General features: G+C 66.6%; 11 protein-coding genes and 3 tRNA genes. 4 read left to right on the top strand and 10 right to left on the bottom strand.

Features of this window, described 5'->3' with window-relative positions:
• The 6 genes from IP91_RS19920 to IP91_RS19895 all read right to left on the bottom strand — a co-directional run.
• A partial coding sequence (locus tag IP91_RS19920; RefSeq protein WP_145651179.1) for a GTP-binding protein occupies nt 1-415 on the bottom strand: 415 nt, incomplete at its 3' end.
• A gap of 131 nt (nt 416-546) precedes the next feature.
• Nucleotides 547-621, bottom strand: a tRNA-Thr gene (locus tag IP91_RS19915).
• 53 nt (nt 622-674) lie between these two features.
• Nucleotides 675-748, bottom strand: a tRNA-Gly gene (locus IP91_RS19910).
• Nucleotides 749-801: 53 nt separating this feature from the next.
• A tRNA-Tyr gene (locus IP91_RS19905) sits at nt 802-887 on the bottom strand.
• 164 nt (nt 888-1,051) lie between these two features.
• On the bottom strand, nt 1,052-2,698 hold the full coding sequence (locus tag IP91_RS19900; protein ID WP_145651178.1) for a response regulator: 1,647 nt from the start codon (nt 2,696-2,698) through the stop codon (nt 1,052-1,054).
• Nucleotides 2,699-2,787: 89 nt separating this feature from the next.
• The gene (locus tag IP91_RS19895; protein WP_145651177.1) at nt 2,788-4,401 is read right to left on the bottom strand and encodes a DUF3369 domain-containing protein; all 1,614 of its coding nucleotides are present in this window, start codon (nt 4,399-4,401) and stop codon (nt 2,788-2,790) included.
• A 100-nt stretch (nt 4,402-4,501) separates the two neighbouring features.
• Here IP91_RS19895 and IP91_RS19890 point away from each other — a divergent pair, with 100 nt between their 5' ends.
• On the top strand, nt 4,502-4,996 hold the full coding sequence (locus IP91_RS19890; RefSeq protein ID WP_145651176.1) for a chemotaxis protein CheW: 495 nt from the start codon (nt 4,502-4,504) through the stop codon (nt 4,994-4,996).
• 180 nt (nt 4,997-5,176) lie between these two features.
• On the opposite strand, the gene IP91_RS19885 is transcribed toward IP91_RS19890, so the two are convergent.
• Together IP91_RS19885 and IP91_RS19880 are read right to left on the bottom strand one after the other, a co-directional pair.
• Nucleotides 5,177-6,139 (bottom strand): J domain-containing protein, encoded by a 963-nt coding sequence (locus tag IP91_RS19885; RefSeq protein WP_145651175.1) that lies wholly within the window; start codon nt 6,137-6,139, stop codon nt 5,177-5,179.
• A 134-nt stretch (nt 6,140-6,273) separates the two neighbouring features.
• A complete protein-coding gene (locus tag IP91_RS19880; protein ID WP_145651174.1) occupies nt 6,274-7,422 on the bottom strand; it encodes a class I SAM-dependent methyltransferase in 1,149 nt (382 codons plus the stop codon).
• 18 nt (nt 7,423-7,440) lie between these two features.
• Between IP91_RS19880 and IP91_RS19875 the strand changes: the two genes are divergently transcribed.
• Genes IP91_RS19875 through ttcA form a run of 3 tightly spaced genes read left to right on the top strand, consistent with a single transcriptional unit; the run spans nt 7,441 to nt 9,620 of the window.
• Nucleotides 7,441-8,247, top strand: coding sequence for an SDR family oxidoreductase (locus IP91_RS19875; RefSeq protein WP_229474704.1), 807 nt, complete (start codon nt 7,441-7,443; stop codon nt 8,245-8,247).
• A complete protein-coding gene (locus tag IP91_RS19870) occupies nt 8,247-8,633 on the top strand; it encodes a dihydroneopterin aldolase (RefSeq protein WP_145651173.1) in 387 nt (128 codons plus the stop codon). The genes IP91_RS19875 and IP91_RS19870 overlap by 1 nt, the downstream gene beginning before the upstream one ends.
• 42 nt (nt 8,634-8,675) lie before the next feature.
• Nucleotides 8,676-9,620, top strand: coding sequence for a tRNA 2-thiocytidine(32) synthetase TtcA (ttcA, locus tag IP91_RS19865; protein ID WP_145651171.1), 945 nt, complete (start codon nt 8,676-8,678; stop codon nt 9,618-9,620).
• A 76-nt stretch (nt 9,621-9,696) separates the two neighbouring features.
• Here the strand turns inward: ttcA and IP91_RS19860 are convergent, their stop codons facing one another.
• Both IP91_RS19860 and IP91_RS19855 read right to left on the bottom strand, forming a co-directional pair.
• Nucleotides 9,697-11,466, bottom strand: coding sequence for a M14 family metallopeptidase (locus tag IP91_RS19860; protein ID WP_145651167.1), 1,770 nt, complete (start codon nt 11,464-11,466; stop codon nt 9,697-9,699).
• Between the two features lie 271 nt (nt 11,467-11,737).
• Nucleotides 11,738-13,303, bottom strand: a complete 1,566-nt coding sequence (locus tag IP91_RS19855; RefSeq protein ID WP_145651164.1) for a S41 family peptidase — start codon at nt 13,301-13,303, stop codon at nt 11,738-11,740.
• Between the last annotated feature and the right edge of the window lie 20 nt (nt 13,304-13,323).

Raw genomic sequence — 13,323 nt, 5'->3', positions numbered from 1 at the left:
CGCACTTGTTCAGGAACACGATGATGTAAGGCACGCCAACCTGACGGGCCAGCAGGATGTGTTCGCGGGTCTGCGGCATCGGGCCGTCAGCTGCGGAGCACACCAGGATCGCGCCGTCCATCTGCGCGGCACCGGTAATCATGTTCTTGATGTAGTCGGCGTGGCCTGGGCAGTCAACGTGCGCGTAGTGACGCGATGCCGTTTCGTACTCGACGTGAGCCGTGTTGATCGTGATGCCGCGTGCTTTTTCTTCCGGTGCTGCATCGATCTGGTCGTAGGCTTTCGCTTCGCCGCCGAATTTCTTCGACAGGACGGTTGCGATTGCAGCGGTCAGGGTCGTCTTGCCATGGTCAACGTGACCGATGGTGCCAACGTTCACGTGCGGTTTGGTCCGCTCAAACTTACCTTTTGCCATTTTAGACTCCTAACAATTTTAAAATATTGCTGGGCACGCGCCCGACTGTCAGATTGGATACTGCGGATGTTTTGCTGCTTTTGCCGCGGCACTTGCAGCGGCAATTCTGCCGCAAATACCACAACGAATTCTGGTGCCCTTTACGTGGATTGAACACGTGGCCTCTCCCTTACCAAGGGAGTGCTCTACCACTGAGCTAAAAGGGCTGATTTGCTACGAATAGATGCAACGATTTGATACCTTGCCATTGCGCGGAAACTGGAGCGGGTGAAGGGAATCGAACCCTCGTCATAAGCTTGGAAGGCTTCAGCTCTACCATTGAGCTACACCCGCGAGGTTCCGTTCACTACACGCATTGCTACGTTCACTCAGTTTCCTGCAAAACTTGGTGGAGGGGACTGGATTCGAACCAGTGTACTCATAAGAGGGCAGATTTACAGTCTGCTGCCTTTAACCACTCGGCCACCCCTCCGCGAGGAACCGCAGAGTATGAAGCATAAAATCAAAACTGTCAACGCTGTAACACAGGATTTCATGTTACGCAGCTAACCGTCTGCTTCGGGGCGAGATTGTAACGGCTGCCCTCGGGAAAATGCAAGTGTTGTTTTTACGTTGCATCGTTCTCCAAAAAAACCCCTAGGCCTGCTGCCGCACCAGGATGCGCCGGCCGGGCCGCACATTGTATTTCCTGAGCAGTTCTTCCTGCAGTCCGCCCAGCGCCGCCAGCCGCGGATTGCCGGGATCGAGCCGGCGCAGGCTGGCCACCAGCTCCATGCCTTTCGTGCCCAGTTTCTCGTTCCAGCCTTCGCGCTCCAGGTACTTCAGCACGGCCACGGCCGCATTGAACACCACCTGCGGGTTGTCCGGCAGCTTGCGCACCGCGTCCAGCATCGTTTCGACGGCGCTGCGGTAATCCCCTGCCCTGGCGTGGGCGGCGCCCTGCGATACCATGGCGGCCACCTCGTTGCGGCTCTCGCGGGCCAGCCGCGCCGCCATGTCGCCCTTGCCGATCTGCTCGAGCAGCCGCATGGCCCGCGCCATCGGCACGCCGCCGCCCGTGCTGGCCATCACGTTGCGCATCACCTCGGCGGCCTGCTGCTCGCGGCCGGTGGCCAGGCAGGTGCGCGCCAGCTCCAGCTTCATGCCGACGGACAGGCCGGTGGCAGTGCGCGCGCCGGCCAGCGCGGTGTCGAGCGCCGCATCCAGGCCTTCCGTGGCGCCGGTCGCTTCCAGCAGCATCGCCGTGGCGATCGCCGCGCAGACCGGCGTGTTCTCGCGGTTGGCCAGCGCGCGTTCCATGTCGCGGATGACGGATTCGGCGCCGGCCGCGTCGCCCTTCTTCAGCAGCGACTGGGCCAGCCGCGCATGGTCTTCGGGATTGCGGAATTCGGAATGGCGGGCGCGCTGCAGCACCTGCTTCAGGGCCCGCTCGGCAGCATCGGCATCGCCCGCTTCGAGCGCCACCTCGCCCAGGCGGCGCAGCCGCCCCACCACATGCGGCGACAGCTGCGCCGCGTCGCTCAGCACCGCCTGCGCCTCGGCCAGCTGGCCCGCTTCCTCGTGCACCCGCGCCAGCGAGTCGTAGGCGGCCAGGTAGCGGTCGTTCTTCCCCAGCAGGTCGGCCAGCATGGTGCGCGCCTCGTCCACATGGCCCCGCTGTGCCAGGGTCTGCGCCTGGCCCAGCCGCGCCCAGGGCAGCGCGCGCTCGTCCCACAGCGCAGCGTACAGATGCTCGGCCTGTTCCGGTTCGCCCAGCAGTACATGGGTTTCCGCGCGCAGCCGCATGAAGTCGGCCTTGTAGCGGGGCAGCGCCTCCTCGTCGCGCGTGGCGGTCTCGATGGCGGCGCGGTGCTCGCCTTCCTCCAGCAGCAGCTGCACCGGCAGCAGCGCGGCGCGCCGGTCCAGCGCCCGCTCGATGCGCGCCAGCAGCGTGTCGGCCTTGAAGGGTTTCAGCACGTAATCGTCCGGCGCCAGTTCGGCCACGCTGGTGACCTTGCTGAGCTGCCCTTCCGCCGTGACCATGAAGAACAGCGTGGCCGGCGTGATGAGCCCCTGCTGGCGCAGGTCCTCCAGCAGTTGCTGGCCATCCTGGCCCCCTTCCAGCTCGTATTCGCACAGGATCAGGTCGACGGAGCGGGTGGCCAGCGCGCGGATCGCCGCCTGCGCGGAGGTGGCGGCATCGACCCGCCCCAGCCCCAGCAGGTTCAGCATGTTCTGCAGGTTGGCGCGCATGCCGGCGTGCGGCTCGATGAGCAGTGCAGTAAGGCCCTTCAGTTCCGCCATGGTGGATTCGATCAGGTGGGTGAGGACATGGATCTTGACCGGCGGCCGCGCAGGGGATGCCCGCGGGGCGCACAGGCGTATGGTATGCGTCAGCCCGCCGGCACGTCGCGCGCAACGACGTCGGCCAGCGCCAGCACGACTTCCGGATCGAACTGGGTGCCGCCCCGCGCGCGCAGGTGGTCCAGCGCGGCCCGCGGCGACAGCGGCGCCGCCCCGCCCGGCCCGTGCAGCAGCACGTCGTAGGCATCGGCCACGGCCGCGATGCGCGCCGACAGGGGAATCTGCCGGCCGCGCAGGCCCTGCGGGTAGCCGCCACCGTCCCAGTGCTCGTGGTGGGCGCCGGCCATCTCCGCGCCGAACGTCAGGTAGCTGACGCCGTCGACCATCGCGGCGGCCCGCGCCAGCACCTGGCGGCCCACTTCGGCGTGCGTGCGCAGGCGCTGCTGCTCCTCGTCCGTATGGGGCCCGGCCTTGCGCAGGAGATGGTCCGGCGTGGCCACCTTGCCCACGTCGTGCAGGATGCTGGCCAGGCCGATCATCTCCAGCAGCGGCACGGTCAGCTCGTCCGGGTAGGCGCCCCGTTCCTTCAGCCGCGCCGCCAGCGCCGACACCAGCTTCTGGATGCGCCGCACGTGCGCGCCCACATCGCCGTCGCGCAGCTCGGCCAGGTCGGCCAATGCCAGCACGGTGGCTTCCTGGGCGCGCCGCAGCTGGCCGAACATGTACAGGTTGTCGAAGGCGGCAGCGATGCGTTCGCAGAATACCTCCAGCAGGTCGCGCTGGATCTGCGCCAGCGGCCAGGGCGGCGTGACGGAGATCGCCACGGCGCGCTGGTCCCGCGTGTGGATGTACAGCACATTGTGCGGATGGTCGAACTGGCTCTTCTTCTGCGCGAAGGCGCGCGCGATCAGCGGCGCCAGCTCGTGGCCGCCCGGCAGGTGCTCATTCTCGGCCAGCGACGTGTAGCTGCCGGTGGCGGCAACCACGGTGGCCGCCCCGCCGGCCGCATCGTCACCCCCGTCGCCCTGCATCAGGCACAGCACCCCGTCGGCGCCCACGTCCAGGATCGCCGATACCTGGTTCAGCACCCCGGAGGCGAATTCGCGCAGCGACTGGATCTGGTACAGATTGGTGGCACCGGCCAGGATCTTGCCCAGCCCCACGCGGCTGCGCTCCAGCATGTTCAGGCTTTCGTAGGCGCGCAGCGCCGAGATGACGGTGGTGAACAGCTTCTGCGTGGTCAGCTCCGTCTTGGCCTTGTAGTCGTTGATGTCGTATTCGATGATCACGCGCTGCTCCGGGGCCTGGCCCGGCTGGCCGGTGCGCAGCACCACGCGCACGATGGCGTTGTGCAGCTCCTCGCGGATGCGGCGCGCCAGCAGCAGGCCGGCATCGTCCGTCTCCATCACCACGTCCAGCAGCACCAGCGCGATGTCCGGCGTGGTGGACAGGATGTCGAAGGCTTCGCGCGCACTGTAGGCCGAGAACAGCTCCAGCTCGCGCTCCTTGAACGTCACGTTGCGCAGCGCCAGGCGGGTGACGGCATGCACATCCTCGTCGTCGTCGACGACCAGCACCCGCCAGTGGCGCTGCTCGGGCGGCACCGGCGCGTCGTGCGCGGCTTCCTCTTCCTCCAGCAGCCACGTATCATCGGCATCGTCATCCGCGACATCGTTGTTGACAGCATCGTTGGCATCCGTCATGCGCGCTCCTCCGGCAAGGTTCCTGCCAGCATAAGCCAGAGCCGCACGCGTGACAATTGATTATTGCCGTGAAAAAACATCCACGCAGCCAGGAGAGGCCATGCAACACCATGCAGACCATGCCAGCGCCGACGGAGCCGGCCGCGAATTCCTCGCCTTCACGCTGGGCCGGGAGGAATACGGCATCGACATCCTGAAGGTGCAGGAAATCCGCGGCTACGAGACGGTAACGCGCATCGCCAACGCGCCGGCGTTCATCAAGGGCGTGATCAACCTGCGCGGCATCATCATCCCGGTGGTGGACATGCGCATCAAGTTCCGCCTGGGCGAGCCGGTGTACGACGAATTCACCGTCGTCATCATCCTCAACATCGGCGGCCGGGTGGTGGGCATGGTGGTCGACAGCGTGTCGGACGTGACGACGCTGCAGCCGGACCAGATCCGTCCGGCGCCCGAGATGGGCACCGTGTTCTCGAACGAATACATGATCGGCCTGGGCACGGTGGGCGAACGGATGCTGATCCTGATGGACATCGACCGGCTGATGTCCAGCCCCGAGATGGGGCTGTCGGAGGGCCTGGCGCAGCAGGGCTAGGCCAGGGGGAAACGTCAGCGCTGCTGAAGGGTCAGCAGCACGTCAGCTCTGCTGAGGGATGAACAGCGCGTCGGCCCTGCTTAAGGTCATCGGCACGTCGGCTCTGCTGAGGGAGGAACAGCGCGTCAGCCCTGCTGAAGGTCATCGGCACGTCAGCTCTGCTGAGGGATGAACAGCGCGTCAGCTCTGCTGACGCTTCGCACAGGTGCTCTTGCCCGCCAGGTCGATGTTCTGGTAGCGGATCTCGTACTTGCCGTTGGCGAGCTGCTCGACGGCGAATTTTTCGTGCGCCTGCACGAACGCATAACGCACGTTGGAGCGGCGGTCCAGGTCGAATACCTTGATGAAGACGGGCAGCGTGTTGCCGCTGTTGTCCAGCGTGAGCTGCATGTCGTCGCCCTTGTTCGCGACGGGGAAGCCTTCCACGTAGCCGGAGCGCGTGGGCCACGGCTCGCCGTTCGGCGCCACCACCGCCGTCGTCTCGTTGTCGCAATCGCCGCTGGCACCGGGCAGGATCACCTGCGACAGCGACATCACCTTGATCGGCGGCGGCGGCCCGCCGCTTTCCGGCGTGTACGGCTTCGGTGCCGCGGACCAGGCGTCGTGGCTGTCGACCTCGGCCTCCGCCTTCGGCGCGGGCGTGACGGCGATGCCTGCCGCGGCGACTTCGCGCGGTGCGCCTGCCTTGCCGCCCCAGGCGCTGGCCAGCACGGTGGACACCTGGCGCGGCTCCGTCACCGTCAGCACGCCGCCCACCCAGCCGGCACCGAGGCAGGTCGCGGCGGTGAACCACCAGCGCCAGTTGCGCAGCAACGGCTTGCGGCGGCGCACCTTCTGTACCTGCTGCTCCGGCCAGGCCTGGTCGGGCACGTCGCCGCGCTCGTCCTGGCGGGTGCTGTCCAGCAGCTCGATCTCGTATTCTTCCTGGACGATCCAGTCGTCGTGCTCCTTGCGCCGCTGCGGATCGGCCAGCGTGCCATAGGCCAGGTTGACGATGGCCATGATGCGGGCGGCCCGTTCGTCGCCCGGATTCTTGTCGGGGTGGTATTTCTGGCTGAGTGCCTTGTAGGCGGCACGTACGACCTCCTGCGGAGCGCCGCGCGACACTTTCAGGTTGTCGTAATGTGTATGTATCTTGCCCATCGTTCCAGTATTGTCAGCCGCATACGACCTGGCTTCGCTCCAGGTCAATCATCATAGCTGAACTTATAGCACTTTTTACACAGAAACAGATGGGATCCGCAAGATAATTGCCACGATGCAACAGGCAGCTTCGTCTACAGCTTGTGCGCACGGTCGGCCGCCGCCATCGCCGGCGCCAGCGTCACCTGCCGCCCGACGACCAGCACCTTGAACAGCTCGCCCATTTCGGCGGGCGACAGGAGCCGCTGCACGGCACCGGCCTGCGGCAGGTAGGCCTTCACGTCGGCCGGGTCGGTGCGCAGCAGCAGGTCGCCGATGCCGCCGGCCAGCAGGAAGGAGGCCTGGCTCATGTAGGCCAGTACCTCCACGCCGGCGCCATGCGCGGCCAGCGCCATCGCCGTGAAGTCCACGTGCGCCGTGATGTCCTGCAGGCCGGGCAGGTAGAAGGGATCGGCATGCGCATGGTGGCGGTAATGGCACATCAGCGTGCCGGCCGCGCGGTCCTCGTGGTAGTACTCGTGGGCCGGGAAGCCGTAGTCGAACAGGATCGCCGCGCCGCGCCCTTTCGCCAGCAGCGCGCCCAATGTCGCCATGAAGCCGCAGGCCGTGCCGTGCACTTCCGTCACATAGCCTTCCGGCAGGCTGTCGTGCCCGGGGATCTGGCGCTCGATCTGCGCCAGCAGCGCCGGCGCCGCGGCCGCCGCCTCGAAGGCGAAGCGGCCGTCGCGCACCGTCACGCACTGTTCGCGCCAGCCGTCGGCCTCCTTCACGACGAGGTGCACCGGCATCGCGTCAAGTACCTCGTTGCCGAGGATGACGCCGTCGAACGTCTCGGGGAAACCGTCCAGCCACACCACCTGCGGGAAATCGCGCAGCGCTTCCTGCTGCCGCGCGCGCAGTTCGCCGGACAGTTCCACGATCGCATAGCGCTCCACGGTCACGCCCAGTTCGGCCAGCGCCGTGAGCACGTCGCGCGCCAGCCGCCCCGTGCCGGCGCCGAATTCGAGGAGCTGCGGGGCCGTTTGGGCGATAATGTCGGCTGCCACGCGCGCCACGGTGGCGCCGAACAGCGGCGACATCTCCGGCGCAGTGGTGAAATCACCATCCTTGCCCAGCTTGGCGGCACCGCCGCTGTAGTAGCCCAGGCGCGGGGCGTACAGGGCCAGTTCCATGAAACGGGAAAACGGCAGCAGGCCGGCATGCTGCGCCACTTCGGCGGCGATCAGCGTGGCCAGTTCTTGGGATGCGGCCAGCGCATCGGGATGGGGGACAGGTAAAGACATGGCGATATTGTAGAGAAAATGACGGCTGCACAGAACCGGATGAACGAGGGGGACCACCCCGATACTGCGCGCGTTGCCCTGGTGACGGGCGCCGCGAAGCGCATCGGCCGCGAAATCGCGCTGGCGCTGGCCGATGCCGGCTGGGACATCGCCGTGCACTTCCACCGCTCGCATGCCGAGGCGGAAGCGACGGTGGCCGAGATCCTTCAACGCGGCCGCCGCGCCGTCGCCTTCGCCTGCGACCTGGCGGACGAGGCGCAGGTGCGCGCGCTGCTGCCGGCCGTGCAGGCCCATTTCGGCGCCGTGCGCTGCGTCGTCAACAACGCTTCGCTGTTCGAATACGACCAGGCGGCAGACTTCGGCCATGCCCGGCTGGACGCGCACATGCACACCAACCTGGCGGCGCCGGTATTGCTGGCGCAGGCGCTGCACGCGGCCACGCCGGCCGGCAGCCAGGGCGTGGTGATCAACCTGCTGGACCAGAAACTATATAATCTCAACCCCGACTTTTTGTCGTACACGCTGTCGAAGGCGGCGCTGCACAGCGCGATCCCGATGCTGGCGCAGGCGCTGGCACCGAAGGTGCGCGTGGTCGGCGTGGCCCCGGGCCTGACGCTGATCAGCCACCTGCAGACCGGCGCCGACTTCGCGGCCACGCACGGCCTGTCGCCGCTGGGCGAATCGAGCCGGCCGGACGAGGTGGCGCAGGCCGTGGTGTTCGCCGCGCAGAACCGCGCGATGACCGGCTCGACGATGCTGGTCGACGGCGGCCAGCACCTGGTCCGTTTCGACCGCGACTTCAGCATGATGAATAGGAACCAGTGATGTACCTGCACCCCAAGCTGGCGGACTGCCGCCGCATCTTTATCAAGAACTTCCGCCTGGACATGGAGATCGGCGCGTACACGCACGAGAAGAACAAGTTCCAGCACGTGCTGGTGAACATCGAGTTCTGGGTACCGCTGGCGCTGAACACGCCGAAGAACGACGAGCTCGAGGAAATCGTCAACCATGATTTCGTCCGCCCCGGCATCCAGGCGATCGTCGCGCGCGGCCACATCAACCTGCAGGAGACGCTGTGCGACGCGATCGTCGACCTGATCCTGCAGCACCCGCTCGTCGTCGCCACCCGCGTCTCGACCGAGAAGCGCGAAGTCTATCCGGACTGCGAATCGGCCGGCGTGGAAGTGTTCCGCTTCAAGCCCGAGTAAGCTTCAAGCCAGAATAAACAAACCAGTATCGACCCGCACACCATGAACGCCATCGTCTCCCCGCTCGCCCCCGTCACCGATCCGGCCAAAGCCGACGCAGCCAAAGCTGAAAAAGCCGCCTACGAAAACAACAAGCTGCACAAGCGCCTGTGCCGCCTGGTGGGCCAGGCCATCGGCGACTTCAACATGATCGAGGAAGGCGACAAGGTGATGGTGTGCCTGTCCGGCGGCAAGGACAGCTACGCGCTGCTGGACATCCTGATGACGCTGCGCGAACGGGCGCCGATCCACTTCGACATCGTGGCCGTCAACCTGGACCAGAAGCAGCCGAACTTCCCCGACCACATCCTGCCGGCCTACCTGGAAAAGCTGGGCATCCCGTTCCACATCGAGAACCAGGACACGTATTCAATCGTCAAGCGCCTGGTCCCGGAAGGCAAGACCACGTGCTCGCTGTGCTCGCGCCTGCGCCGCGGCATCCTGTACCGCGTGGCCGACGAACTGGGCTGCAACAAGATCGCGCTGGGCCACCACCGCGACGACATCCTCGAGACCTTCTTCCTGAACATGTTCTTCGGCGGGAAGCTGAAGGGCATGCCGGCCAAGCTGGTCTCCGACGATGGCAAGCACATGGTGATCCGCCCGCTGGCCTACGTGAAGGAAGAGGACACGGAACGCTACGCGGCCGTGAAGGGCTTCCCCATCATTCCGTGCGACCTGTGCGGCTCGCAGGAAAACCTGCAGCGCAAGCAGATCAAGAACATGCTGCGCGGCTGGGAGAAGACCAATCCGGGCCGCGTGGAAAGCGTGTTCTCCTCCCTGTCGACGGTGGTGCCGTCGCACCTGATGGACCGCAACCTGTTCGGCTTCGCGGACCTGAAGACGGACGGCGTGCCCAACCCGCTGGGCGATATCGCGTTCGACGAGGAACCGTGCTCGACGCCGGCGGCGGGACTGACGACCATCTCGCTGCAGCGGCAGGACTGAGACCTCCAACGGCCGAGGCCGTGTCCACCCTGGGGTCAGACCCCGACACGGACACGGCCTCGGCCTTGATGCAGCGTCAGTACTTCAGCGCCGTGCGATAAACCGGATACAGGTTGTAGCGCTCGTCCCACGATGCATGGCGGCGGGCGAAGAAGTCCAGCCGGGCCGGCGCACTCTTCGCGAAGGCCGGATCGGCTGCCAGCTGCGCCTTGAACGCCGCGGCCACCTGCGGGTCCTTCAGCTGCTCGCGCGCGACTTCCTCCGCCACATACTCTTCCATGTACTCCTTGCGCTCGAACGCGGCGTTGAACAGGCCCCAGGCGGCCAGCGAATCGGCGCCCTGCGGTTCCAGCATCGTCATCGCCAGGCGTGCCTTCGGCTGCGCGATCGGCACGAACAGCGCGCCCTTGCCCACCTCGCGCGCCTCCGTCTTCCAGGCGCCTTCCACGCTCAGCATCTGGTGGCCTTCGAACGACTGCGGCGAGAGTTTCGTCTTCTCGGCGCGGAAGGCCTCGACATCGACCTTGCCCGGCGCCGCGGCCAGCACCCTGAACGCGATGCCGTGCTGCTTCAGCTTGGCGCCCACCTGCGCGGCATACGCGGCCGGCACGAGGTAGCCACCCGCCGGCGCCGCGATCACGAAGTCCGGCACCACCTCGTCGCGCAGCGGCACGCGCCATACCTGCGGCTTCGTTTCGTCGTACTGGGTCCAGGTGCCGCCCGACACGTCGGACGGCACGCGCTGGTATTCGTAGCCGGCGAACTCGATGGTCTGCACCTTGTCCGTTGTCTTGTAGCTGAGCGGGAACTGCATGCCCTGCGCCGCGACGGTGCGGGCATCGGCAGCGAGGGCCAGCTTGCGCCACTTGGCGCCATGCTGCGCCATCTGGTCCAGCAGCGAGACGATGGTGTTGTAGGTGATCTTCACGCGCGTTGGGTAGTCCTTCCACGAGTGCGTCTCCACCAGCATGCCGAAGCGGTTGCGCAGCACGAAGTAGCCGGTCGAGAAGCGCGGCGTGGACATGCCGTCCACGAAGCCTGACTGGGGCTCGTCGGTCTTGTCGAACGAGATGTAGAAGTGCTTCGGATCGGAGCCCTCCTTCTTCAGGTCGGCCATCACGTTGTCGCGCAGTGCGGTACCGGCAACGCGCAGCGCCTCGTCGCCGCCATGCACGGGCTCGACCTGGACCGACACGTCCGGCTGGAACTTGGCGCCGTCCGTCACGTGCAGGTCGATGTAGGCCAGCGGATCCCAGTCGTTGACGAGGCCCAGCATCGCCTGCATTTCCGGCGCATCGGCCTTCACGTAGTCGCGGTTCAGGTTGTAGTTCTGCGCCGTGACGCGCCAGCCCATCTCCACCGGGCCGCGCTGGTTCGGGCGGTTGTTCGGGCCGAAGCGCTCATGGCCGTCCACGTTGAAGACGGGGACGAAGAGCAGCACCTGCCTGTCCAGCGCACCGCTGGCGATCTTGCCTTCCAGTGCATTGCGCACGGCTAGGAAGCCGGCATCCTTGCCGTCGATCTCGCCCGCGTGGATGCCGCCTTGTACCAGCAGCACCGGCAGGTTCCGCTTCTTCGCCTGCGCCGCCGTCAGCGCGCCGCTCTTCGACACGGCCAGCGCCAGCATCGGCCGGCCTTCCGGCGTGCGGCCGAACTCGAAGCAGCGCACCGCTTTCGGATACGCCTTCTGGAACGCGGCGCACAGCTTTTCCACTTCGTCGTAACGGCCGGTGGCCGTGAAGCCGGAGCGTTCGGAAACGGTGGTCAGGTCGGTGGCGTTGACAGGCGCGGCGTGCGCCAGGGGCAGTGTTGCGGAGAGGGCGAATGCAAGGGCGTGACGAATCATCGACTGGGAGCTCCGGTAGGATGGACCGACAAAAAAATGGCGGAACGCGGCACGGATCGCGTGCCGGTCCCGCCTGGCCGGAGCATTATAGTCCCGCCGAAAATGGCGGGCCAGATGCGACTGCCGAAAGCACATCAGGAAGGGAATAAAGACTGAACGCCGGGAGACGGACGTTCCCTCTTCATGCTTCCCACGATAGCCATCGGGCACGCGCGAGGGAACGAATCGTTTCGCGCATGCTTATCCGCTTATCGCAGCACGCCATGCCACCTCAGCGCAGGTCGTGCACGGCGATCTCGCTGGCCGCCGGCCGCACGGGCAGCAGTGAGGGAGACAATGCGGGCACCCGGGCGGCACTGCGCGCGGCAGCCGGCTTGGGACAGGCGCCAGAGGCACGGTGGTGCAGCGCCGTGGCCAGCATGCCTTCAGCGCTGTCGCCCAGCGCGTGGTCCAGATCGTCGCTGGCCGCGCAGGTGGGAGCAAAACCGTCGCCGTACTCGCCATAGCCCTTTGCGTTCACGCCCTGGAACTGGATCGCGAAATAGGTCGTGCCGCAGTTGGTGGTGGGCGTGAAGGCGTAAGGCTTGCCGCAGGTGCGCTCGCCGACGAGATGCACGTCCACGTCGATGCCGCGCAGTGCATTGATGATCGATTCGCTGGCCGAGCACGTGCCCGGTCCCGCCAGGATGTAGACGCGCGCCAGGTTCAGCGTCGGCAACGGCTGGCCACTCTGCTGCGAGCGGGTGGCAAAGGGGGCCGGCGGGCGCGGCGTGAGCTTGTCGTTGACGAGCGTGTGCTCGAACGTGCGGCCCTCGGACCGTGCGCCGGCAATCATGTAGCCCACTTCGCTGGCAATGCTGAGCAGGCCGCCGCCGTTGTAGCGCAGGTCCAGCACGAGATCGCGCACGCCGGCATCGCGCAGCGTGGTGAACGCCGCAACCAGCTGCGGCTCGGCAGGCACCACGTGGCTGCCGAAAGTGAGGTAGCCCACCGGGCCGGAAGGTGTGGCGATCACGCGGGTGTTCTGCACCGGCGCGACACTGACCCGCGCGGACACCAGCGCTGCCTGCAGCATGCGTTCGCCGCGCTGCAGGGAAAAGCGGTGCGTGACGCCATCCGCGGCGGGGGACAGTGCCGCGTTGACCATGTCGAGGTCGGCCCCTGCCGCGCTGGCGAAATCGATGCCATCCACTTGCACCAGCCGGTCGCCGCGCCGCAGGCCGGCCAGTGCCGCTGAGGACCCATCGGCCACGGTGGCGATGCGCCAGTCGCGCGGCACGCCAGCCGCACGCAGCCAGCCGATGCCATAGCCACGTTCCACGCCGGCCGACAGCTCGATCCAGCGCGCTTCCGGATAGCTGAAGTGGAAACGGTCCTTCGGCTGTCCCGCCGGCGTCAGCAGAGGTGTCTTCAGCACGTCGAAATATCCGGTTGCGCTGTCATGCGCGCCCATGTCCGCGGATGGTACCTCGCGATACCACAGATAAGTTTCATCGATCCACAGCCGCAGGAAGGTCTGCTCGTCGCGCAGCGTACCGGGTAGCGAGTTCGGCCTGGCCACGCAGCGGTTCATGTAGTGCAGCAGGTTGGCGATCGGATCGGCCGCCGGCGGCTCCGTGGCAGGCGGCTCGATGATGGGCGGTCCGGCAACGGGAGGCTGCGTGGTGGGGGGCTGCGTGGCAGGCGGCTCGGCCGGCGCCGGCGTTGAAGGGAGGTCCGGTACCGGCACCGGCAGCGCAGGCGGGTCGACGGCAACCGGGGGATGATCGGGCGCCGCCGAGTCGCCGCCGCAGCCGGCCAGCAGCACCAGCGCCATCGTACTGATGAGAGTCTTCATGCGGCAGCATTCTAGCGCGC

Origin of the sequence: Pseudoduganella lurida (assembly GCF_007830455.1) — a bacterium.
GTDB classification, from domain to species: Bacteria; Pseudomonadota; Gammaproteobacteria; order Burkholderiales; family Burkholderiaceae_D; genus Rugamonas; species Rugamonas lurida.
This window is presented reverse-complemented; position numbering and strand designations above follow the sequence as displayed.